Origin of the sequence: Bacteroides cellulosilyticus DSM 14838 (genome assembly GCF_000158035.1) — a bacterium.
In the GTDB taxonomy this organism is placed as follows: Bacteria; Bacteroidota; Bacteroidia; order Bacteroidales; family Bacteroidaceae; genus Bacteroides; species Bacteroides cellulosilyticus.
The window spans coordinates 371,415-396,375 of sequence record NZ_EQ973491.1 but is presented as its reverse complement, the minus strand read 5'-3'; the positions used below and the strand labels follow the sequence as shown (position 1 = coordinate 396,375).

The window sequence follows — 24,961 nt, the reverse complement described above, 5'->3', positions numbered from 1 at the left end:
ATCGGTGGAAAAATCGCTCTATACCACTCAAAACACCACAGACAAAGAGATAGGGGGATTTTCTCACAGTAAAATCACAAAAAATCCCCCCGGATTCACTCTTTTCATTGAAGAGAGATCCGGGGGGATGAGAAATAAGATAGATTTTATTTATTTCAGATGCTTCAATATCCACTGCAACTGTCCGTATTCCGTATCATTGGAAGTCCAGTGCTCATTAATCGGGGTGATCAATGCTTCCTTCGGACAATCCAGCGTATTATAAACAGCATAGCTGGTGGTCGGCGGACACACATCGTCATTATATCCCCAGGTAATATAAGTAGGAACCTTTATCAGACGGGCAAAGTTCACTACATCATAATATGCCATCGTTTTTAACTTCTCCGGCGTATCCATCCCTTCGGTACGGAAAAAGTGGGGATATCCTCCGGCACGCCCTGCTTTATACCCTGCCATATCACTCAAAGCGGGGTGATTGGCTACACAAGCTGTTACACGAGGATCCAAACCGGTCGTAATCAAAGCTAAAGCTCCTCCCTGACTACCGCCCTGGACAATTACATTCTTACCATCCCATTCGGGCAAGGAAGTCAGGAGGTCGATGCTACGCACACAACCCAGATACACTCGTTTCATATAATAGTTGTCACGGTTATCAAGTCCATTATTCAGATAGCCATTCTCTCTACCGTTAAAAGCGTTGCTGATTTCCTTGAATGCCTCCTCTGTCAAGGTAGGATTCAATCCGTGTATCTCAATCTCAAAACGAATACAGCCTTGTTCTGCATAATATTTGTGACGTAAAGGCTCCTTGATTGTTTTAATTCCGGCACCCGGAGGGCAAAGAACTACCGGACAAGAACCTTTTGTTGCATTCTTCGGATAGAACAAGTAGCCGTAAATACTCTGTCCGCGACTGTTCAACATCAGCTTAATAAGATAGCAATCCACCTTGTCGGTACAATATTCCTTTGCCAATTCCTTCGTATAAGTCAACGGATACTTGGCAGCCTCCGCTTTATTGTTTTCCCAGAACTCTTTAAAGTCCTTCGGCATCTGCGTATAAGGCTTAATCTTCTCCGGTGAGAAACCCAGCTTTACATGATGCTTATAACTTTTTCCATCCACAGTGGCTGTCAAGCGGCAGTCGCGAAAGCCGGATTCTTTCATGGTTCCCACAGGAATAACCGCTTTTCCCTGCTTCAACGTAACCGAACCGGAAGTTTCTGCCGGCATCATATCACCGCCTATTTCATAAGATACAGTTACTCCATCCTGCGGAATACCATATTTATAGAACTGAACTTCAACCGTAGCCTTTTCTCCGGTCTTATAAATCCAGTCAGCATGATTGGGCACGGTAACCCAAAGCACATCACTCCGATACGGGTAATTCTCCGCACATACAAACGAAAGTGGAAGTATCAGAGCGAGCAGTAATACAAACAAATTCTTTTTCATCATTGTGTTCTAATTGTTATAAGTTTATTTATCAAATCCAAATATCAATCAGCGCTTTATGCTTAGCAGTTCATCCCCATTTTTCACCGGATTCCATCCGTCATCTCCGGCAAGTACGGTTTCCATCTCATACCCTTTGAGATTCTTCAATTGATGGGAATAAGGAACACGCGCTTTGGGGTTAGCACCCTCACCCGTGCTTTCATATTCTGCATAGAAAGCTGTCTTTTCCGCTTCTTTATTTCCCCAGTTATTCCAGCCGGCAGGAGAGATATGTTTGCCCAGATTACAACGGATAAACACAGCCTGCGCATACGGACGCCAAGGACGTGAAAGAGCGACATCCCGTACACCGTCATCCGCAGTCAGGCGACAATCATAAAATACGTAACCATACTTCTGTCCCTGATCCGTAGAAGGTGCAGTGACATACCCACCGCTCTTACTATGGATATGGCAACGATTGAAGACAGCCGTAGACCAGCCGAATATAAAGTCGACCGTACCTTCTATATAGCAATCTTCATAGTACTGACGGCAATTTTTCCCATACGTATAAAGTGTATCCTGAGAGCCAAGGAAACGACAATTCTTGAAATAAGCACGATCGGCACTTACGAAACAGGCCACTGCCTGCCCTACCGGACCGGAAGAGTTCTCAAACGTAATATTCTCAGCATAAAAATCAGGAGCATAAATATAACAGGAAGACGAACCGGAGGTCCCTTTTTCTTCGCCAAAGCAGTTTTTCTTCTGCGCATAATCATCATACGAAAGCACTGCCCCGTCCTGACCTATCAGAGAAATATTGATCTTACTTTCCGGTATCACAATCTTCTCCTTATACACGCCTTTACGCACCAATATCGTAGTACGGATATTCTTGCGGAAATCAGGAACAGCATTAATAGCCTCCTGCACGGTAAAGAAATCTCCGCTACCATCCTGCGCCACTACAAAATCATAGTGTCGAACATACTTAGCCAGTTCCGGTACTTCCTTGGCAATGGCATCCATGGCCAAACCAGCCACAACACGCCCGCCATAAACATTCAGATGAGTGTTATCTTCACGTCCCTTCGGCATCGCGGCAACCTGATTGGCAGGTACCCACATAAATAATTTTCGGGAGTCTACCGGCCCCATGCCCTCTACAAGGTCATGCGTAATCTTATTCATATCCACAAAAGCCACACCCAATTCTTTCGCTACATTCCGCGGAGAATCCAGATAAGCACCGTGTGTATCAATTAGCTTGTCACCTTCAGTAACAGCAGGTTGCTCCGAAGCCTCCCGCTTTGCATCCGGATTCACTCCTTTCTGTATATCATCCTGACTAATAGCCTGAGCCACTGCATTCCCATTTGCCGTACCAAAATTACGGCGTACAATGGAGTTAAACAAAACAGGAATACCACCTTTGGCACGGGTTTCATTTACAAAACGTTTCAGGTTCTCATCAAAAGTACTTCCCGGAGTCGTATACCGTTTCGGATCGGACTTCTCATCGTTATGTCCGAACTGAATAAATACATAGTCCCCTTTCTTCACCTGTGAGATTACCTTTTCCCACCGTCCCTCGTCAATAAAACTCTTGGAACTACGTCCATTCACAGCATGATTGTCTACACGGATTTCCTCGGAAAGATAGCCGGGCAACATCTGTCCCCAGCCACGTTCGGGGTTTCCACCTGTCAATGACTTATTGGCCATAGTGGAGTCTCCAATCATGAAAATCGTAATCACAGGCTTGTCAGCCTTGAAAGCCGAGAGCAGGAAAAACAACCCCAGCAATAATGTCAACTTGTGCTTCATAATTCATCAAAATATAAATAGTATTATTATTTTCCGGTGCAATATTACCCAAAAACAAAGGATCTGAAGTGTAAAAAAAGTCGCAATCGGTAGAAAAATTAATATTAATCGTATATTTGCCGACAAAACAACTAATCTGGCAACAAAATGAAAAAGACAAGAAGTAACACTTTCATTCTTGAAAAAGAAATCGCATGGGAGCCGGCAGGCGAAGGAGTAGTACGCCAAATAATGGGCTACGACGGGCAAGTGATGCTGGTTAAAGTAAAATTCGAGCAAGGTGCCATCGGTACACCACACACCCACTACCATACACAAACCACCTATGTGGCAAGCGGTAAATTTGAGTTTACCGTGAACGGTGAAAAACAAATTGTAGAAACCGGAGACGGCGTCTACATTGAACCGGATGCGGAACACGGGTGCGTATGTCTGGAAGCTGGTATTCTGATAGATTGTTTCAGCCCCATGAGAGCGGATTTTCTAAAGCGCTAATACCTTGTCTGCAAGGAGTTAACTTCTTGCCAACAAAAAGTTAACTTCCTGTCGACAAGGAGTTAACTCCTTGTAAGCAGGAAGTTGGCTCTTTGTAGACAGGAAGCTAAGTTATTAATTTTCAGGTTTCCAGTCACTACACATCCGATAGATGTAATTCAGATCATCGTATTGGGCTGCTTCTTTCTTGGTCAACTGTTTCGCCCATTTTACCCGACCGGCTGCCGCAGCACCTTCTCCTGTACTATTGTACTCAGCATAGCGGGCTGTCTTCTCATTTTCCTCTTTTCCCCAGTTATGCCATCCTTCGGGACGAATATGCTTACCCATTTCACAATTGATAAATACGGTGGCAGCATACGGACGCCAAGGACGCCCCAGATAAACCTTGTCCACACCCGGATTGGCCGTCAGTTTGCAATTTTTAAAAACATAGCCCACCGCAATGTCTTCGGGCGTAGAAGCTGCCGTCACGTATGAATTTGTTTTGCTACGGATTTCGCAGTTCTCAAACAAAGCGGTAGAAGGACCGAAAATAAAGTCGGTAGTTCCCTCAATGTAGCAATCTACGAAATAAAGGCGTGTACCTGCGGCACCTGTATAAATGGTATCCTGATTTCCCAGCAAACGGCAGTTGATGAATACCAGTTTATCCCCTTCCGTGTGAAGGGCAACCGCTTGTCCCAGTCTGGCAGCATTGTTTTCTATAGTCAGGTTTTTGAAGGTAATATTGTTTCCCTGCACTTTTACAGTATAGGTACGGAAAGTACCCATCTTATTAATGTTGGCATGGTCATCATACGTGATAATCGTATTTTCCACACTTTCACCGATGAAATCCACATTTTGCACCCAAGAAGGAATTATCGCTTTCTCCTTATATGTTCCATTCTTTATCAGCACTGTAACCTTGTAATCCATAAAAGCACGAATGCCTTCCATAGCTTCCGTCAACGTGCGATAGTCTCCCGAACCATCACGGGCAACCACAAGCGTATCTTTATATTGAGACTGTGCCGATAGCGGCATGATCCCCACCAAGAGAAGAAGTATGCCGCATAAATAATAAGTTAGCCGTTTCATTGTCTTATTTCTGATTAACGATTTCCTTTACTTGTTGCAGACGCTCCCACTCCAGACTTGCCATGATAAACGGACCTACTGCCTTGGGGTCGTTGCTGCGGATTGTTTCATTTATATAATAGGTGTAATCTCCCATACGGTAGTTTTTGCCACCCAGGCCGGCAACTGCACAGGCTCTGGTAATAGTCACCACACCGTCTTTATCTACTTCTATGAAGTTATCAAGAATACCTTGGTATCCTTTGAGAGCCACTTTCAGATATGATTTATCAATATATCCCTTACGAACAGCTTTGAACAAAGCATAGACAAACATAGTAGAACAGGAAGATTCTACATAATTTCCTTTCTCACCACTCTTATCCAGCACCTGATACCATAATCCGGTCTTCGGATCTTGTATGCGCTTCACCTGTGCGGCAATATTATTAAGGATAACGAGCATGGAATCACGTCCTGCCTCATGTTTCGGAATAAAGTCCAGTGCATCTACAAATGCCATTGCATACCATCCCATCGCACGTCCCCAGCTATGCTGTGACTGTCCGGTAACGGGATCTGCCCAACGTTCCTTACGACTGACATCACAGGCATGGCGATAAAGTCCATTCTTCGGATCATACGTATGGCGTGCCACTGTAATAAATTGGTTCACAATATCTTTATAATCCTGTACACGATTATTGCGGAAAGCATATTCAGCATAGAAAGGTGCCCCCATATAAAGACCATCCAACCACATCTGGTTCGGATATACTTTCTTATGCCAGAAACCGCCGTCCTCATTACGCGGATGGGTGTCAAGCTGACTACGCAACAAATCAATAGCCTTCTTATATTTTTCATCTTTCGTCTGTTCGTAGATGCGGAACAGGAATTTACCTGAATTCAAGCGGTCGATATTGTATTCATTCAGTTTATAGGTCTCAATACTTCCGTCCTTGTGTATCATGGTGTCCGCATAAGCTAGTGCATAGTCAAACATCTTCTGATCTCCATACGTATCATACACATCCAGCATGGCTTGTAATTCCAGCCCATGACAATAATCCCATTTCAGTTTCGGCTGGAAATCCAGTTGCCAGGATTCCGGGCAACGAATCATCTCCGATTCTACCATACGTACCGACCACGGTTGCTTATCGCTTACTTTCTGAGCAGACAACTGAGTGGAGCAAATCAGCGCTCCCATCACAAAAGTTTTACAAAGCAGATTGTTCATCATTCTGTTCTTGTTTTTAGGTATATAGATTATATTAAGTAATGTGACAAAGATAGCGGTTCTCACCTAAAGCGTTGTGTACTTTTCGACTGAAAAGGTGCATTATTTATTTTCACCTTCTATAAACTTAGTATTTCGTGTGCGAGAACGAGTGTTTTCGTGCACGATAACGAGTTTTTTTGCCATTTATTTGCATTTCGAACAAAAATTGCAGGAAATTAGACGAAAAAAGTATTGATATACATCAAATAATGTGTATTTTTGGCCCCAGAAATAAGAATTAATAATTTTAAATCAACGTATCATGAGTTTAAATCAAAATGCAGTGGGAAAGATGACCAACTACAGGTGGACCATCTGCGCCATGCTATTTTTTGCGACAACAGTAAACTACCTTGACCGCCAGGTGCTGTCATTGACGTGGGATGAATTTATCAAACCCGAATTCCATTGGGATGAATCACACTACGGAACAATCACTTCTGTTTTCTCTATTGTTTATGCAGTCTGCATGTTGTTCGCCGGTCGCTTTATCGACTGGATGGGTACAAAGAAAGGTTTCCTTTGGGCTATCGGTGTATGGTCGGCAGGTGCTTGTCTCCACGCTCTTTGTGGTATCGTAACCGAGCATTTCGTAGGTCTGCATAGTGCAGCCGAATTAATGGGTGCCACAGGTGATGTGGTAGTAACCATTGCTACTATTAGTATGTACTGCTTCCTGGCAGCCCGTTGTGTACTGGCACTTGGTGAGGCTGGTAACTTCCCTGCCGCTATCAAAGTAACTGCCGAGTATTTCCCTAAGAAAGACCGCGCGTATGCTACTTCAATCTTTAATGCCGGTGCTTCTATCGGTGCTCTGGTTGCTCCGTTGACAATTCCTTTGCTGGCTAAAGCATGGGGTTGGGAAATGGCTTTCATCGTAATTGGTGGTCTTGGATTTATCTGGATGGGCTTCTGGGTATTCATGTACTCTAAACCTTCTGAAAGCAAGCACGTAAATAAGGCTGAGCTTGATTACATTGAGCAAGACAAGCACGAAGAAGGTGCTGCTCCTGTCGTAGAAGAAAAAGACGAGAAGAAGATGAAATTCTGGCAATGCTTCAGCTACAAACAAACTTGGGCATTTGCTTTCGGTAAATTTATGACCGATGGTGTTTGGTGGTTCTTCCTGTTCTGGACTCCTTCTTATCTGAATACGCAATTCGGTATCAAGACTTCCGAAGGATTGGGTATCGCATTGATCTTTACTCTGTATGCCATCACGATGCTTTCTATTTATGGTGGTAAACTGCCTACTATCATTATCAACAGAACCGGTTTGAATCCGTATGCAGCACGTATGCGTGCCATGTTGATATTTGCATTCTTCCCGCTGGTAGTATTGCTGGCACAGCCTCTGGGTACTATCTCTCCGTGGTTACCGGTTATCATGATCGGTATCGGTGGTGCAGCTCACCAGTCTTGGTCTGCCAACATTTTCTCTACCGTAAGTGACATGTTCCCGAGAGCAGCCATTGCAAGTATCACTGGTATCGGTGGTATGGCCGGTGGTTTCGGTTCAATGATTCTTCAGAAAGTAGCAGGTAACTTGTTCGTATATTCATCAGGAAGTACAATGGTAGATGGAAAAGAAGTGGAAATGACTCATGATTTACTGGAACAAGGTGCACAGTTCGTACGCCCTGCCATGGAATTTATGGGCTTCTCCGGTAAACCTGCGGGATACTTCATCATCTTCTGTGTATGCGCAGTAGCTTACCTGATTGGTTGGGTTGTAATGAAGGCTCTGGTTCCGAAGTATAAACCTATTGTATTGGAATAATACTGGAATAGTATATATAGATAATAAAAAAGGTGCTCAGCAGTGAGCACCTTTTTTGATATATATAAAAGACAGAAAAGTATCGGCACAAAAAAAGCCCCTTCTCACGAAGCGACTCTCTTCTGCACTCTCCCGTGAAAAACATGAACCTCAGTATACTTTAGCAAATTTACCTTCAAACGGTCCATGAGAGATACAGGAGCGCAAAACTTTAAGATGAAAAAAAGGGAAGTCTCACGACTTCCACAATTCTTCTAACCTTAAATCTAAATCTCTATGAAAAAAACGTTCGACAAAGATAAGGGTTTATTACATTCAAAAATACTAATAAAAGATATAAAGAAAAGAGGAACGTTTAAGATTTGCTAAATGAGACTCGGATTATCCTCCTGAAAGTCACAGTTCCTTCCATTTTAGAAAATACTATCCAACAAGTCCGCATAGATAGGATTTTGCCTTAACAGATGGGGTACACCTGTCATAAACAATTGCTTACGGGCACGGGTGAGAGCCACATTCAATTTCCGGTCAATCCATACCCCACCCTCTTCCGTAAGATTGGCAAGGAATTTCAATTGATAAGTACGGTTCACACAGAAGGAATAAATAATCACATCGCGCTCACTCCCCTGGAAGCGCTCTACGGTATCTACCAGGATATCGTTTAAACACGGAATACCCAAAGCGGCTATTTCACTTTTAATAAGAGCTATCTGACTACGATAGGGAGTGATAATCCCCAAAGTCAAGGCAGGACGAAAACCGGAAGTACCGTCATATTGCCGATAGATAGCAGCTGCCAGTCTGGCTACGAGCTGCGCTTCAAAATGATTAATCTTTGCAGATTGCGAAGCGACCTCCGGCACTGAGGCAAGAAAAACCACACGACGCACCAGTATATCTGCAAATTCATCATTTTCCAACCCCGGAGCAAGTGTCAATTCCCCTTGCTGGTGTTGCAAACCGACAGGTTCCAGTAGTCCGCCATAAAAGGCATGATTAGGAAAACGAGCCACTTCCACATTCATACGTCCCTGGCGACAAAGCATGTCGTAGGAGCGGTTAGTTATGGGTGATAAGTGATGAGTGGTATCGGCAGAATTCCGGTAGAGGCGTTCAAAAAGGGAATCTTTCAAATTATGCAAACCGATGCTATGCAGGCAGTCCTCGCAGACTTCAGATTGGGATTCGGATTGAAGCACGACAGCGGGCAATTGTTTATGATCACCAATGAGGATAAACTTACCAATAGCATTTCCACCCGCCACATTACGCGCACAAAGAAGCCCCAGCAGTTGTGGTTCCAGTATCTGAGTAGCCTCATCCACAATAGCCACATCGAAAGTTTTCAGACGGAACAATTCCGTTTTGGAGGAGAATGTGGAGACAGTGCCCACAAAAACACGGCAACGCTCTATGCAGGCATGCACCTCACGACGTGAAGAGCAGGATTCCAGCACATTCTCTATCAGATGTGAACGGAAAGGTATATCGCAGGAAAGTTCACTCCCTATACGGATGAAATCAATCTCAGGCGTAATGGCAGAGAGGGTTTTGCAGATTTCATCCACTGCACGATTAGTGTACGAGAGCAATAATATCTGCTTCCCCTCACGATAGAAGGCTTCCACCATACCGCGTAGAGCACGGGAAGTCTTTCCGGTGCCCGGAGGACCTACCAAAAGAAAATAATCTTTAGCAGCCTGGGCTTTCAGGGTGATACGGGAGAAATCATCCGGAGCAACTGCAATGCGAGGATCGAAAGAAACGTCAAACTCCGGCTGTCGCTGGGATAGCAACAGGTCCCGGCGATCCTTGTTGGCAGAAAGAAAGGCAGAAAGTCCCAGATACATACTGCGGAAAGAAGTATCCATATAATCATGCTCGATGGCATAACGACTGTCGGGAGGAAGCACGGAAGTATTTTGTTGCGAAGCACGAAGCCGGATACGGATATCCCGGTCGGTGATTTGCTCAATATTTCCTTTGAATACCATTTTATTGGTTACGTTGTCCGTATCATTATTACGTTGATAGAGAACGATGGAGTCACCTTCACGGAAATTCGGCAATGTCTGCGCCGACCGCTGATTAGCCCGTGCCAACACAAGGTATGCTTTATGCAGATCCGCCGCATGATTCTCTGTGATTGTCAGATCGTATAATATCTCTCCCGCTTCACACTTTTCTTCAAGCTTAGAAAGCCACAAGGCGGCAGCACCTGTACGCCCTTCATAATCAATATCTCCCGATTTTGAAGTGTATAGTTCCTTCGTAATAAAATTATAAAGTGTATAGAAATAGCATTGTTCCAACGGTGTAAGCGCCCGAAGACGCTGCATCACGGCATCAATGGCAGGGTAAAGATAGCGTTTCCACAATGTATTGTTCAGGTGGCGTTCATTCAGTGTATCCGGATGAATATCCTTCAGCCGCTCTGCCGTATAGTGCGGACTATTACGTAATTGCATACCATATTCATTCGCCACAATCCGGTTACGTACATCCATTACACGGCGCACCATCGCCCACGACGGACGAGCGGGATATAACAACGGATAGCGGGTATAGAGCAAATAAGCTTTTACCTTGCGGTGATCCATTCCCATGGAGTATTCCAATACCGCCTGATACAACAACATCTGTACCTTATTATTCTCCTTCGGCTCCACCTTGCCCCGGATAGAATATTCGTCAGCTTTGCCCGACTTCATTTCTATGAAGGAAGACATATCGCGCTGCATATAGTCCAAGCGGCCTTGCAATCCCAGAGCTTCACAGATATAGGTAGGTTCCAGTACGGCATCCGTCTTATCCAGTTCATAACCGGGAGCACGGAAAGTCTCCGTCACCGTTTGTCGGATATGGTCGAAGTGCCGTTTACAATCAGCGAAGAATTCCTTTTCCTTTTCTTTATCCAACAAATCAGCACACGCGGCCAAATCAATGGAATAGGTATGGAACGCTTTCTTCATACAAGTCAGATAGTCCGGTTCCTCCTTGGCATAGATCCACTCATCCAGAAAAAGATTGGCGATATTTCCAAGCAACAGCGGACGCGTATTGTCAGGAGATTGCAGGCGTGCCAGCAAATAATTGGCAGGATGATGCCCGTAATCTTTAAAGCACTCTGCCAACGAGCTGATATCCAACAGATAGTCCGGTTCCAGTATAATAAAGGAAGGCGTCAGTATACCAGCCTCATCTACAGCTACATCCAGCAGGTTAACCTGCGCATGACGCCACAGCAGTTTGCAAGTCTCGGCAAATTCCTCATTCACCTGAGATACATTGTAGCGTACCCTCAGCGGTTCATCGGCAACGGTATCTACAGGCAATACATATAGAAAAGTGTCGTCAGCATACTGGAAGCAGACACGCATCCGGCGTATCCGTTCTTTTGCAGGCGGAGCAACAATATAAGTGGCATCCGCACGGGGAAGCTGATGATATAGTTCAGCAGGGATATCCTCACCCGTCAACCGTTTCACAAAGAAGGTCAATGTCTTGATGTCACGCAACAGATTCTCGCGTGAAGGTTCGGATTGCCGATTCAGTACGGCATTGGAAGTCAGTCGGAAGGTGTGCAAGCGGTTTTGTTCCACTACGGAGAGCCCCACTTTTGAGGCCACAAAACTGACACGAGCGGAAAGGTCCGTCATTTGCAGGCTACCGTCCGGCATCTGCGTACGGCAAAGGCGTTCCAGAAATTCACGAAGCTGACGATAAACTGTTACCAGCGGAATATTTTCATCCCGGCAGACAGCGAGCAAGAAATGGTAGTATTCCCGTGCTTCTTCTTTCATTATTCCTCCTTCTCTTCATCAGTCTCGTCCGCGTCGGTCTTTTTATCCTTAATCATCAGGATACTCAACTCATAGAGCAGATAAAGCGGAACGGAAACCACAGTCAGGGTGAAGGGGTCGCCAGTCGGCGTAATGATAGCTGAAATAATCACGATAAGCACCAGTGCATGACGGCGGTATTTGCGCAGGAAAGATTTATGTACCAGTCCCAAGAGCGAAAGCAGCCACGTCACTAGCGGCAATTCGAAAGCCAGTCCCATGCAGAGCACCAGCATCATGAAGTTATCTATGTAGGAATTCAAAGAAATCTGGTTCTCAATAGCCGCGCTCAATTGATAGGTGGAAAGAAAGCGCAGCGTCAGCGGATAGACCATAAAATAGCCCAGAAGTACACCGAGAAAGAACATCACCGTACCAATGCACAGGGCTTTCTTCACGCCACGCCGCTCATTAGCATAGAGCGCAGGACTGATAAACCGCCAGATTTCAAAAAAGATATAAGGCGTAGCCGTCACCACCGACATCCAGAATGCAGTGGACATGTGAATAAAGAACGGGGCAGCCAGATTAATATTGATTAGTTTAACGTGGAAATCCTGTGTGAAGAAATCATCATGGAGATCGAAAACTTTTCCCACATAGCGCAGCACGTCGTAGAAAACGAAGTCATTGTGACAGGGAGCTAACACTACGTTATCAAACAGCCACGGCATCGCAATAAAATAACCGACAGCCAATACAAACCATACACCGAGTACCCGAAACAATACACGACGCAGTTCGTCCAAATGATCCCAAAAGGTTAATTCCTTATCTGCCATAGTAGTAAGTAGCTACGAGTTACAAGCTACGAGTGCCATGCGGCATAATCGCGCAACCACTTGTAGCTTTGTAGCTTGTAGCTCGTAGCTTATGTAACTCATTTATTTTTTGAAGCCGGCTCTTCTATATCATCCTTTGCCTTGTTTATTTCTTCTTTTGCTTCATTCACACCATCTTTGAAGCTCTTCACACCTTTACCGAGTCCTTTCATCAGTTCGGGGATTTTCTTACCACCAAACAACAACAGTATTAACAGGGCGATGATAACCCATTCGGAACCGCTGGGCAGAAAGCCTAATAAAAGTAAGTTTGTCATATCCGTAGTCTTTTAAATTTGTTGCAAATATAATAGTTTCACCACAGATTACACAGATTTACACAGATTAAAACGAAAACTTTCTGTGTCAAGCCGAATAACCGGGAAGCATATACAGCTCACGAACGGACGATTAATCCTGATAATAGATTCTTTTCACCCGTGTAGAAATACTTGTCAGCACCTCGTAAGGAATGGTTTCAAGAATATCGGAAAGTACCGTAATAGGCAGATGATCGCCGAAAATCTCTACGGCATCCCCTTCCTTACAGTCAATGTCCGTAACGTCAATCATGCAAACGTCCATACAGATGTTACCCACATAGGGCGCACGCTGGCCATTCACCAAGCAATAGGCGTGGCCGTTGCCAAGATGACGGTTCAACCCGTCGGCATATCCGATAGGCAATGCGGCAATCCGTGAATTACGTGTCAGATGCCCCTTGCGGCTATAGCCTACTGTGTCTTCCTGGGGTACATCACGTATTTGCAGGATGGTAGTTTTCAGTGTGCTCACATTATTGATAATGCTGTTATCAATGGGACTGACACCATACAAACCGATACCCAACCGTACCATGTCGAACTGTGCACCCGGGAAGCGCTCAATACCGGCCGAATTGCAGATGTGCCGGAGTATCTTATGCGGAAATGCTTCCTGCAACTGCATGGATGCCGCTTCAAACATTTCAATCTGTCCACGTGTAAACGCATCGAACTGTGCCGCATCACTACCCACAAAATGCGAGAATACCGAACGGGCAATCACTGCATTCTGTCCTTTCAGCCGTTCAATCAATCGCGGCATATCTTTGGCAGCAAAGCCCAGGCGATGCATACCCGTATCCAGTTTTATATGAATCGGGAAGTTAGTGATTCCCTCCTTCTCCGCCTCTTTAATCAGTGCATCCAGCAGGTGGAAGCTATACACTTCTGGTTCCAGTTTATAGTCGAACATGGTCTTGAACGCGGTCATCTCCGGGTTCATAATGATGATGCTTGCCGTAATACCCGCTTTGCGGAGTTCGGAACCTTCATCAGCCACAGCCACAGCCAGAAAATCGACATGATGTTCCTGCAATGTCTTGGCAATCTCATACGAACCGGCTCCATAGGCTGATGCTTTCACCATACACACCATCTTCGTATCCGGACGCAGCCGACTGCGGTAATAGTTCAGATTAGCTATCATGGCTCCAAGATTCACCTCAAGAATGGTCTCGTGTACCTTTTTCTCCAGTTCTTCCGTCAAAGCATCAAAACCGAACTGACGGGCACCTTTTATCAATATAATCTCATTCTCCAACCGCAGTTCTCCACGGGAAATAGCGCGCAACAGGGCTTCTGTATTAGGATAGAAAGCCTTCTCGATGTCAAAGCGTGCGGCACACGAAGATATCTCACTGCCTACTCCGATGATACGCTCAATGCCGCGGCTACCGGCAAGCTGCGATACTTTCCGGTAAAGCGTCGGCGCATTCTGTCCGGTTTCCAGTATATCCGAGAGGATAAGAGTCCGCTTCAGTCCGTTACTCTGCGAACGACGGTAAAGAAAATCGAGTGCAATGTCCAGTGAAGCGAGATCACTGTTATAGCTATCATTTATCAGCAGGCAACCATTTTTACCTTCCTTCACTTCCAGGCGCATAGCCACCGGTTCCAGTGTCGCCATACGTTCCGTAATCTTCTCGGCAGGAAGCATCAGATAAAGACAGGCAGCCAGGCAGTTAAGCGAGTTCTCAATAGAAGCATCGTCAATAAAAGGCAGTATAAAGGTATTATCCATCTCCAGATAACGATAAGAAATGACGGTACAATCCTCCTTTTTCTCCACCTTACTTATAAACAGGGGACGCTCCATATCTTTCCGGCTCCATGCTATTTCACGGGCACTGAGCATAGACTTCGCCACACAATTACTGATAAACTCATCATCACCATTATAGATCACCACATCGCAGTTCTTGAAGAGCGACAGTTTTTCCATGCACTTCTCTTGCAAAGAGAAGAAGTTCTCCTGATGAGCTCCGCCGATGTTGGTCAGTATGCCAATGGTAGGTTTGATAATATTCTGCAAGGCACGCATCTCTCCCATCTCCGAAATTCCAGCTTCGAAAATAGCGAGTTCGGACTGCTCGTTCATCTGCCAAACGGACAGCGGCACGCCGATCTGCGAATTATAGCTGCGTGGTGAACGAACAATCACCCGTTCAGGGCTGAGCAATTGATGAAGCCATTCCTTTACAATCGTCTTTCCGTTACTGCCCGTTATGCCGATAACCGGTATCTGAAACTGTTCACGGTGTTGTTCCGCCAACTTCTGCAAAGCCTTCAACGGATTGGCGACCACAAGGAAATTAACAGCTAACATATCCGAATTACTCATTGCCAGTTGTCCGCTTTCCACCCATTTATAAGCTTCTTTGCTGACTACAAAATTGCGAACACCGCGTGAATACAAGTCAGGAATATAGCGTGCGCCATCATTGCGCTTGGTAGTTAAGGCAAAAAATAAGGTTTCTTCGGGGAAACTCAAGGAACGGCTATCGGTAAGTAACCAATCTATGGTTGCCGGCGTGTCCCCCACACGTCGTGCACTGATGCGTTCGGCTATTGTTTCAATCGTATATGACATATATCTTTCTCTTTTTTGAAATCTAAGTACGGGTATTTTTTGTTAAGTCGGTCGATTTTTAACACAATTTGTCCTAAAAAACGCTTATACTCGTCTGACTCCGGATGGAAGGGCTTATGAGATAGCGCTTTATTGATATTTTCACTTTCCTGCATAATCTCTAACGCGTCCTCAGAGAGACAGGTCTGCACGAACTTCTCCCATACATAGCGTACCGCCAAGGGAGATGGATGCACCATATCATCGGCATAAAAACGATAGTCACGAAGCTCGTCGAGTAAGAGTTCATAAGCCGGAAAATAAAAGACATGTCCGGGAAAAGAAGTCTGTAACTGATCGATGGCAAGCAGAAGTGTAGCTTTACTCAATTGATTAGCGTGCATCCCGTCGCGTACGTGGCGGATGGGGCTGACCGTAAGAATCACTTTCAACTTCGGATTCCGAGCAATCAAACCGGAGAAGAGAGAGGTATAATCCGATACAATCTCCTGCACGCTGAGCCGGCGACGGGTAAAGACAGACTCCGGTTGTTTATGACAATTAGCAACCACATGTCCCGTGGATTTTTGTTCGTACACCCATGCTGTACCAAAAGTCAACATCAGGCAGTTCAAATGGTGGATACGTTCGTGCGCTGTTTGCAGACGGATATTAATACGCTGCAACACTTCTTCTGCAGAGGGAGAAGAAAAATCACCATGATGCATCGAGCTATGCCAGCACTCACGAAAGAAAAACAGGTCTTCTTCTTTATACAGTCTGCCCGTCACCAACTCACGCAAAGCTGTTGAAACAGACAAAGGATTATAAAGAACCCCAAATGGATTGACATCCGGACGAAATCTGGCATCCGCAAGCAGTACACCGATGTTGGTGGCAAAGCAGGAACCCATCAACAGAAGTTCGTCCGCCTGAGTAAAACGGGGCAGATCGGAAGGTAATTCAACAGGGGTAGAAAAGTTCATACGTTTACATCATCATATTCTTCCGGATAGAGAATTTCACGATAGCCATTGCCTGAATGGAAGCAAAGGGAACATCCATCGGTTCATGGTGCGGATTATAACTCACAAGTTTAATGCAACCCTCCTGCTCCGAACGGTTCACATACTTCACTGCCAGATACTCATCGCCATCAATATCGAATGAGACTAGATACATTTCACCATAAATGACATTGCTGAAGCTGTTCATTTCCTTGAAACCTACAATATCTCCCGATTTCAGGATGGGATACATACTGTCCCCACTAATATAAAGGGCACCGTCGCATACGGGAATACTAGGTATTTGTATTCTTCCCATCACAAACTGGTGCTTATTGGCAAGCAATGTACGCAGATTAGCGGCAGCAGTAATGTCGTACAGCACTACACTGCGGTCTTTCATCGCATCCGGCGTTTTGGGATTGTGTATTATCTCAACATTACCTGTCGCCAGTTCGCTATGGTAACTTTGTAAATGGCTCATAGGGGTTCCCTTCCCTACCAATAACCAGTTATAATCCACGTCTTTCATCTTACTCAGCAACAACGGGAAGTCAATGCTGTTTCGTGCAATCCAGTTACTAAGTGTGGAACGCGATACACCCAGGTAGGCAGCCAGATCGGCATCTATTTTGAAGTTCAATACACGCTTGGCACGCTTCACGATATCCGCTACATTAAAAAAGAGATCCTTTTCCATTTTATTTATGTAAATAAGTTCTAATGTTGCCTTCAACATACACTTCTGCATTTTTTAAATGCAAAAGTCAATATATGATGTTTTCCATACGAAAACGAAGTTATACATTACAGCAACAAAACTAATCAATTTGTTTTAAAGGGGCAAATAAAAGTAAGGGAAACAATACTGGCACTATAACAGAATATCTTTCCCACTACGAGTGAAAGTATTTCCCACTACGACTGAAGGCACCTCCCACTACGACTGAAGGTACTTCCCACTACGACTGAACGAGTGTTTCAGTACGACTAAATCGAGTGGCACACCCATCCTCTTATCAGACAACAGCTTAGAGGGAATTTATGGCTTTTGGCACATGATATCCGTCCCAGGCATATTCTTCGGTATAACTATCGAATGCAGGAGTTTCCGTAATGCACGCTTGTGCAAAAAGCCCGGCAATTTCCGCCTGTTCTGCCGGTGAGAGTCCACGTTCCTTGTGCAGGATACGGTAATAAGTGGGTTTTGGAAAGAGAGTACGAATCATCCCTTTCAACAGCAACGCTTTCTTATAGGGGATGTTATCAAAGAGGGTACTGATGCCCCAGGCATAACGAAGTTTCACAGTGCTTCGGAAGTAAGGACACTGACCGGCATCCATAGGATAATTGGCAGGATTCACCGTTACAATACTCTTCACACTTTGCGGCACATGCAACGTAACAAGATGGCGCAGGCAACTTTCACTTCGCTCACAATCAGGGTTAAGACAGTGGAGGTAATTTAAAGGCACCGAATCATAATTAAAGCAGTCTTCCATGATATTCTGTTTTTGAGGGGACAAATGTAGTGAATCTATTCTGACGGAACAATCCAAAGGAGAAGAGTTCTTGAAATATTAAGATAAAAAAGGAGAAGAACTAATGTTAAAGCGGCAAGGATTCATATTTTTCCCAAAAAAAGGGAATACCTTCCGTTTTCTTTTACTAATTTTGCAATTTGTAATCCTCAGAACAGAGATGAAGACAGAACCAACAACATATAACTTGCTAAATTCTATTTCTGATCCCGAAGATCTGCGTAAACTGAGCGTTGATCAGCTTCCGGAAATTTGCAAAGAATTGCGGCAGGACATTATTAAAGAAGTTTCGTGCAACCCGGGACACTTTGCAGCCAGTTTGGGGACGGTAGAACTGACCGTCGCCCTGCATTACGTGTTCAATACTCCTTACGACCGCATCGTGTGGGACGTAGGCCATCAGGCGTATGGCCATAAGATACTGACCGGACGTCGGGAAACATTCTCCACAAACCGGAAATTCAAAGGTATCCGCCCTTTCCCTTCTCCCGATGAAAGCGATTATGACACTTTCACTTGCGGACATGCTTCGAACTCCATTTCAGCGGCTCTCGGCATGGCGGTAGCGGCAGAAGAAAAAGGAGAAAAAGACCGCCATGTGGTTGCCGTAATTGGCGATGGCAGCATGAGCGGCGGACTGGCATTCGAAGGATTGAACAATGCCTCAGCAAGTTCCAACAACCTGCTTATCATTCTGAACGATAACGAGATGGCCATAGACCGCAGTGTAGGCGGCATGAAGCAATATCTCTTCAACCTGACCACCTCAAACCGATACAACCAGCTCCGCTTCAAAGTATCCAAGATGCTGTTCAAAGTGGGCATTCTCAACGAAGATCGCCGTAAAGCACTTATCCGCTTTGGAAACAGCCTGAAATCAATAGCTGCCCAACAACAGAATATCTTCGAAGGAATGAATATCCGCTACTTCGGCCCCATCAACGGACACGATGTGAAGAACATCGCACGTATCCTGCGGGACATCAAAGATATGAAGGGACCGAAAATCCTGCACCTGCACACCATTAAGGGGAAAGGCTTCGAACCTGCCGAGAAGGCTCCGGGCATTTGGCATGCACCGGGAAAGTTCGATCCCGAAACAGGTGAACGCTTTACAGCGGATACACACAACCTGCCACCGCTGTATCAGGACGTTTTCGGCGAAACCTTGGTGGAACTTGCCGAAAAGAATCCACGCATCGTCGGCGTCACTCCCGCCATGCCTACAGGGTGTTCCATGAATATGCTGATGCAGGCAATGCCCGACCGTGCTTTTGACGTAGGCATTGCCGAAGGACATGCAGCCACTTTCTCAGGTGGTATGGCCAAAGAAGGGATGCAACCTTTCTGCAACATCTATTCGTCATTCATGCAACGTGCTTACGACAATGTCATTCATGATATCGCCATACTCAAACTCCCCGTTGTGCTCTGCCTGGATCGTGCCGGGCTGGTAGGAGAAGACGGACCGACCCACCACGGCGTGTTCGACCTAGCCTACTTCCGCCCTATCCCCAACCTGACAATTTCCTCACCCATGAACGAGCACGAACTGCGCCACCTCATGTACACGGCACAGCTGCCGGACAAAGGTCCGTTCGTTATCCGCTACCCCCGTGGGCGCGGTGTGCTCAAGGATTGGAAATGCTCGTTGGAAGAAATCCCGGTTGGCAAAGGACGCAAGCTGAAGGACGGTAAAGATATGGCAGTCGTTACCCTCGGCCCGATAGGGAACATTGCCGCAAAGGCCATCGAACGGGCGGAAAAAGAAAAAGACATCTCAATAGCACATTACGACCTGCGTTTCCTCAAGCCACTGGACGAGGAGATGCTCCACGAAATAGGACGCTCATTTTCCCGCATCATCACCATTGAAGACGGCATACGGAAAGGCGGCATGGGGACTGCCATCCTGGAATTTATGTCGGACAACGAATATACACCACACGTACACCGCATAGGAGTACCGGACAAGTTTGTAGAACATGGCACGATACAGGAATTGTATCATCTGTGTGGCATGGATGAGGAAGGAATCTTAGAGGCCATAAACATAAATTGTCATGACAAAGAAAGAAGCAATAAAGATATTTGAGGAGAAAAAAGTACGTACGGCTTGGGATGACGAGACGGAGGAATGGTATTTCTCAATAGTAGATGTAGTAAGCATTCTTACCGAAAGTGTTGACGGTAGGAAATATTGGAATAAGCTTAAACAACGATTAAAAGAGGAAGGAAATGAAACGGTGACAAACTGTCACCAGTTAAAAATGCTGTCAGCAGACGGTAAGATGCGTTTCACAGACGTTGCCACTACTGAGCAAATGTTTCGCCTCATTCAATCCATTCCTTCCCCCAAAGCTGAACCCTTCAAGCTCTGGATGGCCCAAACTGCCAAAGAGCGGCTGGATGAAATGCAGGACCCGGAACTCACGATTCAACGTTCCATGATGGAATACAAAGCATTGGGATATTCGGACAACTGGATAAATCAACGCCTGAAAAGTATTGAGATACGCAAAGAACTAACCGACGAGTGGAAACGTTGCGGCCTGGAGGAAGGCGCCCAATTTGCTACCTTAACAGACATTATCTACCAAACTTGGGCGGATAAGACCACCAAAGAGTACAAACGTTTCAAAGGCTTGAAAAAAGAGAACCTCCGAGATAATATGACTAATAAAGAATTAGTGTTGAATATGCTGGCTGAACTCTCTACTAAAGAGATTTCAGAAACCAATAATCCGGAAAGCTTCAACGAACATGTTGATGTTGCCCGCCGCGGAGGAAGTATCGCTCGCGATGCCAGAATAAGATTGGAAGAAGAGACCGGACAAGCTGTTATTTCTCCGCTGAATGCAAAAGAGGTTCTGAGATTAGAACAAAACAAGGATAAGAGTAATAAAGAGCAATGAAAATTATTATTGCCGGTGCCGGCGCAGTAGGCACACACTTGGCAAAATTGTTGTCTCGCGAGAAGCAGGACATCATATTGATGGACGACAATGAAGAGAGGTTGAGCACGCTTAGTTCCAACTTCGATTTAATGACGGTCACGGCATCGCCTACCTCCATTCAGGGATTGAAAGAAGTGGGGGCTAGAGATGCTGACCTGTTTATAGCCGTCACTCCCGATGAGAGCCGTAACATGACCGCATGTATGCTGGCCACCAACCTCGGTGCAAAAAAGACCGTTGCCCGTATTGACAATTACGAGTATCTCCTGCCTAAGAACAAGGAATTTTTCAAGAAACTGGGTGTTGACTCATTGATTTACCCTGAAATGCTTGCCGCTAAAGAAATCGTATCTTCCATACGTATGAGTTGGGTGCGCCAATGGTGGGAATTCTGTGGCGGATCGCTGATACTTATCGGTACCAAGATGCGTGAAAAAGCGGAAATACTGGATATTCCTCTGCACCAGCTTGCCGAAACAGACAAGCCCTATCACGTAGTAGCCATCAAACGCTGCAACGAAACACTGATTCCGCGCGGTGACGATGTAATCAAACTGCATGACATCGTTTACTTCACCACTACCCGCAAGTATGTACCTTATATACGTAAGATAGCCGGAAAGGAAGATTATGCCGACGTACGCAACGTAATGATCATGGGTGGAAGCCGTATTGCCGTGCGAACCGCCCAATATGTACCCGACTATATGCAGGTGAAGATCATAGACAATGACTTGAGCCGTTGCAACCGCCTGACAGAACTTCTTGACGATAAGGTTATGATTATCAACGGGGACGGACGCGATATGGATCTGCTTATCGAAGAAGGTCTGAAGAACACAGAAGCCTTCGTAGCCTTGACGGAAAACTCGGAAACAAACATTCTTTCCTGCCTTGCCGCCAAACGTATGGGCGTCAGCAAGACAGTGGCGGAAGTAGAAAATATAGATTATATAGGTATGGCAGAGAGCCTCGACATCGGTACGGTAATCAATAAGAAGATGATTACCGCCAGCCACATCTATCAGATGATGCTGGATGCTGACGTCAGTAACGTAAAATGCCTGACCTTTGCCAATGCCGACGTTGCAGAGTTCACCGTGAAAGCCGACTCTAAAATTACCAAACACCAGGTTAAGGACCTCGGGCTGCCGAAGGGAACCACTATCGGCGGATTGATCCGACAGGGCGAAGGAGTCGTAGTGACAGGTAATACACAAATTCTGCCGGGCGATCACGTAGTTGTATTCTGCCTAAGCATGATGATTAAGAAGATTGAGAAGTACTTTAATTAAATGAAGAACTAAAAAAAGAACATTCTTCATTCATATGATATGATTAATTTCAAGACAGTTATACGGATTATCGGTATCCTCCTATTGCTGGAGACGGTGATGCTATTGCTTTGCTCGGGCGTTTCATTCTATTACCAGGATGAAGCGTTGGTAGATTTCTGGGTATCAGCAGGTATTACGGCAGGTGCCGGACTACTCCTGGCAGCCATGGGCAAAGGCGGTGACCGCCAACTGACACGAAGGGACGGATATGTACTCGTCAGCTTTGCCTGGGTAGCCTTCTCGCTTTTCGGTATGCTACCGTTCTACATCAGTGGATATATACCCAGCATTACCAACGCCTTCTTTGAAACGATGTCCGGCTTCAGCAGCACAGGCGCTACAATATTGGATGACATCGAAGCACTCCCCCACGGTCTGCTTTTTTGGCGCAGCATGACACAATGGATAGGCGGCTTGGGTATTATCATGTTCACCATCGCCATTCTTCCGATATTCGGTGTCAGCGGTTTACAAGTGTTTGCTGCCGAAGCCAGCGGACCTACACATGACAAAGTGCATCCGCGCATCGGTATCACAGCCAAATGGATCTGGAGCATTTATGCTGGTATCACCTGTATCCTTGTCGCCCTGCTGATGCTGGGGGGAATGGACTGGTTCGACAGTGTCTGCCATGCCTTTGCTACTACAGGCACAGGTGGATTCTCCACCAAGCAAGCCAGTGTAGCTTACTACCAATCACCCTATATTGAATATGTAATATCCATCTTCATGTTCATATCCGGTATCAACTTCACGTTACTGCTGTTCTTTGTCAACCGAAAGTTCAAGAAAGTTATCCACGATGCTGAGTTAAAGTGGTATTTCTGGTCGGTAGTATTATTTACCGGCCTGATCGCAGTGATACTTTATTATTCCAACCCCATAGGCATGGAAGATGCATTCCGCAAGTCACTGTTTCAGGTGATTTCACTGCACACTTCCACCGGATTCGCCACGGACGACTATATGTTGTGGCCCGCCGTGACGTGGGGTTTGCTGACCATCGTCATGCTGATGGGTGCCTGTGCAGGAAGCACAACGGGTGGTCTTAAATGTATCCGTATGGTAATCCTCGGCAAAGTGGCCCGCAATGAATTTAAACATATCCTCCACCCTAACGCAATACTTCCGGTACGTATCAACAAGCAGGTGATTTCCCCCTCCATACAATCTACAGTACTGGCTTTCTGCTTTATATATGCAGTAATCATTATCATTAGCGTATTGATTATGATGGGAATGGGTATTGGTTTTGTAGAATCCGTGGGGTGTGTCGTATCCAGTATCGGCAACATGGGTCCCGGGCTAGGAGAAACCGGTCCTGCCTTCTCATGGAATGCACTACCCGATGTGGCGAAGTGGTTAATGGCTTTCCTTATGTTGCTGGGACGCCTGGAATTATTTACCGTATTATTACTTTTCACTCCGGAATTCTGGAGGAGAAGTTGATATAAGGCAAAAAAGTGCTAAAAAGAAACTTATTTGCCATCTCTATATAACAAAATAGCCAATATTTGTTATACATTTGCAGCCGAATGAAAAAGTAGTTGAATGAAACAGTGCATAAAATACTTTATGATTATCCTACTCGGCGTATTATTGTACGACGGTGCAGCTCAGGCGGCAGGTATATCGTGCACTTTGATAAGTAACGATAGCGAGCGCTGTTTCCTTTCTCAGGCTCCTACCTCACATCAGCAAAACATTCGTAATATATATAATCATTTCTCGTCCATGCCCTTATATATGGACAATGTGGACAGTACACAGGTGCCCGGCAACAAGAGTTTTTTCATTTTACTGAATTACTTCCGGATGTACTGGCTGGCCGATTCGCCGACTAGCAATCCGTTGTTGCATCCCGCTTTCTACCCTGTGCCCGACCCGCTCTCCTATTATGTATTCGGGCTGAGAAAGATAATTATTTGATAAACTAAGTCAGGCAAGTTCTACAGGCTTGCCAAGGTCCGTCGAAGGCAATTCAGAGGTATTGCTACCTTCGACCAACTATCCTATTATATACATCTAAAAGTTAATTAGATTTATGAACTTTACTTTGTTAGTAGTCGTCTTGCTGACGGCAATTGCTTTCGTGGGTATTGTTATCGCGTTGTCTAAGGCGATATCACCCCGTTCGTACAATCCACAGAAGATGGAAGCGTACGAGTGCGGTATTCCTACCCGTGGTAAATCATGGATGCAGTTCCGGGTGGGTTACTATCTGTTTGCCATCCTGTTTCTGATGTTCGACGTGGAGACGGTATTTCTGTTTCCATGGGCAGTCATTGCCCGCGACCTGGGAATAGCGGGATTGCTTAGTATCTTATTTTTCTTACTTATCCTGGTATTAGGACTTGCCTACGCATGGCGGAAAGGAGCATTGGAATGGAAAGAATAAAAAAGCCTAAAATAAAGTCTATCCCGTATGAAGAATTTACGGATAATGAAACGTTGGAGAAACTCGTTCGCGAACTTAATGCCGGAGGTGCCAATGTCGCCCTCGGCGTACTGGACGATTTCATCAACTGGGGACGCAGCAATTCGCTGTGGCCGCTTACGTTTGCAACAAGCTGTTGCGGTATCGAGTTCATGGCACTGGGTGCCGCGCGCTATGACATGGCGCGTTTCGGATTTGAAGTAGCCCGTGCCAGTCCGCGCCA

General features: G+C 45.5%; 19 protein-coding genes and 1 pseudogene. 9 read left to right on the top strand and 11 right to left on the bottom strand.

Going from position 1 to position 24,961, the window contains the following annotated elements:
* Positions 1-150 precede the first annotated feature (150 nt).
* Entirely contained in the window at positions 151-1,467 is a 1,317-nt protein-coding gene (locus BACCELL_RS13920) for an acetylxylan esterase (RefSeq protein WP_007212480.1), read from the bottom strand.
* Between the two features lie 45 nt (positions 1,468-1,512).
* The gene (locus tag BACCELL_RS13915) at positions 1,513-3,279 is read right to left on the bottom strand and encodes a pectinesterase family protein (protein ID WP_007212479.1); all 1,767 of its coding nucleotides are present in this window, start codon (positions 3,277-3,279) and stop codon (positions 1,513-1,515) included.
* Positions 3,280-3,426: 147 nt separating this feature from the next.
* Here BACCELL_RS13915 and BACCELL_RS13910 point away from each other — a divergent pair, with 147 nt between their 5' ends.
* A complete protein-coding gene (locus BACCELL_RS13910) occupies positions 3,427-3,774 on the top strand; it encodes a cupin domain-containing protein (RefSeq protein ID WP_007212477.1) in 348 nt (115 codons plus the stop codon).
* A 114-nt stretch (positions 3,775-3,888) separates the two neighbouring features.
* Here BACCELL_RS13910 and BACCELL_RS13905 read toward each other — a convergent pair whose 3' ends face one another.
* Complete coding sequence (locus BACCELL_RS13905; RefSeq protein WP_007212476.1) at positions 3,889-4,857, bottom strand: pectinesterase family protein; 969 nt, start codon at positions 4,855-4,857, stop codon at positions 3,889-3,891.
* Between the two features lie 4 nt (positions 4,858-4,861).
* Positions 4,862-6,082, bottom strand: coding sequence for a glycoside hydrolase family 88/105 protein (locus BACCELL_RS13900; protein ID WP_007212475.1), 1,221 nt, complete (start codon positions 6,080-6,082; stop codon positions 4,862-4,864).
* 301 nt (positions 6,083-6,383) lie between these two features.
* Here BACCELL_RS13900 and BACCELL_RS13895 point away from each other — a divergent pair, with 301 nt between their 5' ends.
* The gene (locus BACCELL_RS13895) at positions 6,384-7,901 is read left to right on the top strand and encodes an MFS transporter (RefSeq protein ID WP_007212474.1); all 1,518 of its coding nucleotides are present in this window, start codon (positions 6,384-6,386) and stop codon (positions 7,899-7,901) included.
* A 413-nt stretch (positions 7,902-8,314) separates the two neighbouring features.
* Here the strand turns inward: BACCELL_RS13895 and BACCELL_RS13890 are convergent, their stop codons facing one another.
* From BACCELL_RS13890 to BACCELL_RS13860, 7 genes are all read right to left on the bottom strand, one after another.
* Positions 8,315-11,707: a DEAD/DEAH box helicase gene (locus tag BACCELL_RS13890; RefSeq protein WP_007212472.1), complete on the bottom strand. Its 3,393-nt coding sequence runs from the start codon at positions 11,705-11,707 to the stop codon at positions 8,315-8,317.
* Positions 11,707-12,528, bottom strand: a complete 822-nt coding sequence (tatC, locus tag BACCELL_RS13885) for a twin-arginine translocase subunit TatC (protein WP_007212471.1) — start codon at positions 12,526-12,528, stop codon at positions 11,707-11,709. Before tatC ends, BACCELL_RS13890 begins: the two co-directional genes overlap by 1 nt.
* 98 nt (positions 12,529-12,626) lie before the next feature.
* A complete protein-coding gene (locus BACCELL_RS13880) occupies positions 12,627-12,845 on the bottom strand; it encodes a Sec-independent protein translocase subunit TatA/TatB (protein ID WP_007212470.1) in 219 nt (72 codons plus the stop codon).
* A 133-nt stretch (positions 12,846-12,978) separates the two neighbouring features.
* Positions 12,979-15,480, bottom strand: coding sequence for a bifunctional UDP-N-acetylmuramoyl-tripeptide:D-alanyl-D-alanine ligase/alanine racemase (locus tag BACCELL_RS13875; protein WP_007212469.1), 2,502 nt, complete (start codon positions 15,478-15,480; stop codon positions 12,979-12,981).
* Positions 15,456-16,445, bottom strand: coding sequence for a GSCFA domain-containing protein (locus tag BACCELL_RS13870; protein ID WP_007212468.1), 990 nt, complete (start codon positions 16,443-16,445; stop codon positions 15,456-15,458). Before BACCELL_RS13870 ends, BACCELL_RS13875 begins: the two co-directional genes overlap by 25 nt.
* Before the next feature lie 4 nt (positions 16,446-16,449).
* Positions 16,450-17,166, bottom strand: a complete 717-nt coding sequence (locus BACCELL_RS13865) for a LexA family transcriptional regulator (protein ID WP_044154017.1) — start codon at positions 17,164-17,166, stop codon at positions 16,450-16,452.
* A gap of 331 nt (positions 17,167-17,497) precedes the next feature.
* Complete coding sequence (locus tag BACCELL_RS13860; RefSeq protein ID WP_007215273.1) at positions 17,498-17,968, bottom strand: DUF6078 family protein; 471 nt, start codon at positions 17,966-17,968, stop codon at positions 17,498-17,500.
* 199 nt (positions 17,969-18,167) lie between these two features.
* Here BACCELL_RS13860 and dxs point away from each other — a divergent pair, with 199 nt between their 5' ends.
* The 7 genes and pseudogenes from dxs to BACCELL_RS13825 all read left to right on the top strand — a co-directional run.
* A complete protein-coding gene (dxs, locus tag BACCELL_RS13855; RefSeq protein WP_026367718.1) occupies positions 18,168-20,102 on the top strand; it encodes a 1-deoxy-D-xylulose-5-phosphate synthase in 1,935 nt (644 codons plus the stop codon).
* On the top strand, positions 20,071-20,922 hold the full coding sequence (locus tag BACCELL_RS13850) for a BRO-N domain-containing protein (RefSeq protein ID WP_007212464.1): 852 nt from the start codon (positions 20,071-20,073) through the stop codon (positions 20,920-20,922). The genes dxs and BACCELL_RS13850 overlap by 32 nt, the downstream gene beginning before the upstream one ends.
* Complete coding sequence (gene trkA, locus BACCELL_RS13845) at positions 20,919-22,259, top strand: Trk system potassium transporter TrkA (protein ID WP_007212463.1); 1,341 nt, start codon at positions 20,919-20,921, stop codon at positions 22,257-22,259. The genes BACCELL_RS13850 and trkA overlap by 4 nt, the downstream gene beginning before the upstream one ends.
* A gap of 39 nt (positions 22,260-22,298) precedes the next feature.
* Complete coding sequence (locus tag BACCELL_RS13840) at positions 22,299-23,750, top strand: TrkH family potassium uptake protein (protein WP_007212462.1); 1,452 nt, start codon at positions 22,299-22,301, stop codon at positions 23,748-23,750.
* A gap of 102 nt (positions 23,751-23,852) precedes the next feature.
* Positions 23,853-24,230 carry a hypothetical protein gene (locus BACCELL_RS13835; RefSeq protein ID WP_007212461.1) on the top strand — a complete coding sequence of 126 codons (378 nt, stop codon included), beginning with the start codon at positions 23,853-23,855 and terminating at the stop codon, positions 24,228-24,230.
* A 115-nt stretch (positions 24,231-24,345) separates the two neighbouring features.
* Positions 24,346-24,699, top strand: a complete 354-nt coding sequence (locus BACCELL_RS13830; RefSeq protein WP_007212460.1) for an NADH-quinone oxidoreductase subunit A — start codon at positions 24,346-24,348, stop codon at positions 24,697-24,699.
* Positions 24,687-24,961, top strand: a pseudogene (locus tag BACCELL_RS13825) (NADH-quinone oxidoreductase subunit B); the annotation flags it as partial. The gene BACCELL_RS13830 and the pseudogene BACCELL_RS13825, both read left to right, overlap by 13 nt.

Excerpts from the sequence above, each read along its gene's own strand:
- BACCELL_RS13920 (WP_007212480.1), bottom strand. The coding sequence starts at position 1,467 with ATGATGAAAAAGAATTTGTTTGTATTACTGCTCGCTCTGATACTTCCA.
- BACCELL_RS13915 (WP_007212479.1), bottom strand. The coding sequence starts at position 3,279 with ATGAAGCACAAGTTGACATTATTGCTGGGGTTGTTTTTCCTGCTCTCG.
- BACCELL_RS13910 (WP_007212477.1), top strand. The coding sequence starts at position 3,427 with ATGAAAAAGACAAGAAGTAACACTTTCATTCTTGAAAAAGAAATCGCA.
- BACCELL_RS13905 (WP_007212476.1), bottom strand. The coding sequence starts at position 4,857 with ATGAAACGGCTAACTTATTATTTATGCGGCATACTTCTTCTCTTGGTG.
- BACCELL_RS13900 (WP_007212475.1), bottom strand. The coding sequence starts at position 6,082 with ATGATGAACAATCTGCTTTGTAAAACTTTTGTGATGGGAGCGCTGATT.
- BACCELL_RS13895 (WP_007212474.1), top strand. The coding sequence starts at position 6,384 with ATGAGTTTAAATCAAAATGCAGTGGGAAAGATGACCAACTACAGGTGG.
- BACCELL_RS13890 (WP_007212472.1), bottom strand. The coding sequence starts at position 11,707 with ATGAAAGAAGAAGCACGGGAATACTACCATTTCTTGCTCGCTGTCTGC.
- tatC (WP_007212471.1), bottom strand. The coding sequence starts at position 12,528 with ATGGCAGATAAGGAATTAACCTTTTGGGATCATTTGGACGAACTGCGT.
- BACCELL_RS13880 (WP_007212470.1), bottom strand. The coding sequence starts at position 12,845 with ATGACAAACTTACTTTTATTAGGCTTTCTGCCCAGCGGTTCCGAATGG.
- BACCELL_RS13875 (WP_007212469.1), bottom strand. The coding sequence starts at position 15,480 with ATGTCATATACGATTGAAACAATAGCCGAACGCATCAGTGCACGACGT.
- BACCELL_RS13870 (WP_007212468.1), bottom strand. The coding sequence starts at position 16,445 with ATGAACTTTTCTACCCCTGTTGAATTACCTTCCGATCTGCCCCGTTTT.
- BACCELL_RS13865 (WP_044154017.1), bottom strand. The coding sequence starts at position 17,166 with ATGGAAAAGGATCTCTTTTTTAATGTAGCGGATATCGTGAAGCGTGCC.
- BACCELL_RS13860 (WP_007215273.1), bottom strand. The coding sequence starts at position 17,968 with ATGGAAGACTGCTTTAATTATGATTCGGTGCCTTTAAATTACCTCCAC.
- dxs (WP_026367718.1), top strand. The coding sequence starts at position 18,168 with ATGAAGACAGAACCAACAACATATAACTTGCTAAATTCTATTTCTGAT.
- BACCELL_RS13850 (WP_007212464.1), top strand. The coding sequence starts at position 20,071 with ATGACAAAGAAAGAAGCAATAAAGATATTTGAGGAGAAAAAAGTACGT.
- trkA (WP_007212463.1), top strand. The coding sequence starts at position 20,919 with ATGAAAATTATTATTGCCGGTGCCGGCGCAGTAGGCACACACTTGGCA.
- BACCELL_RS13840 (WP_007212462.1), top strand. The coding sequence starts at position 22,299 with ATGATTAATTTCAAGACAGTTATACGGATTATCGGTATCCTCCTATTG.
- BACCELL_RS13835 (WP_007212461.1), top strand. The coding sequence starts at position 23,853 with ATGAAACAGTGCATAAAATACTTTATGATTATCCTACTCGGCGTATTA.
- BACCELL_RS13830 (WP_007212460.1), top strand. The coding sequence starts at position 24,346 with ATGAACTTTACTTTGTTAGTAGTCGTCTTGCTGACGGCAATTGCTTTC.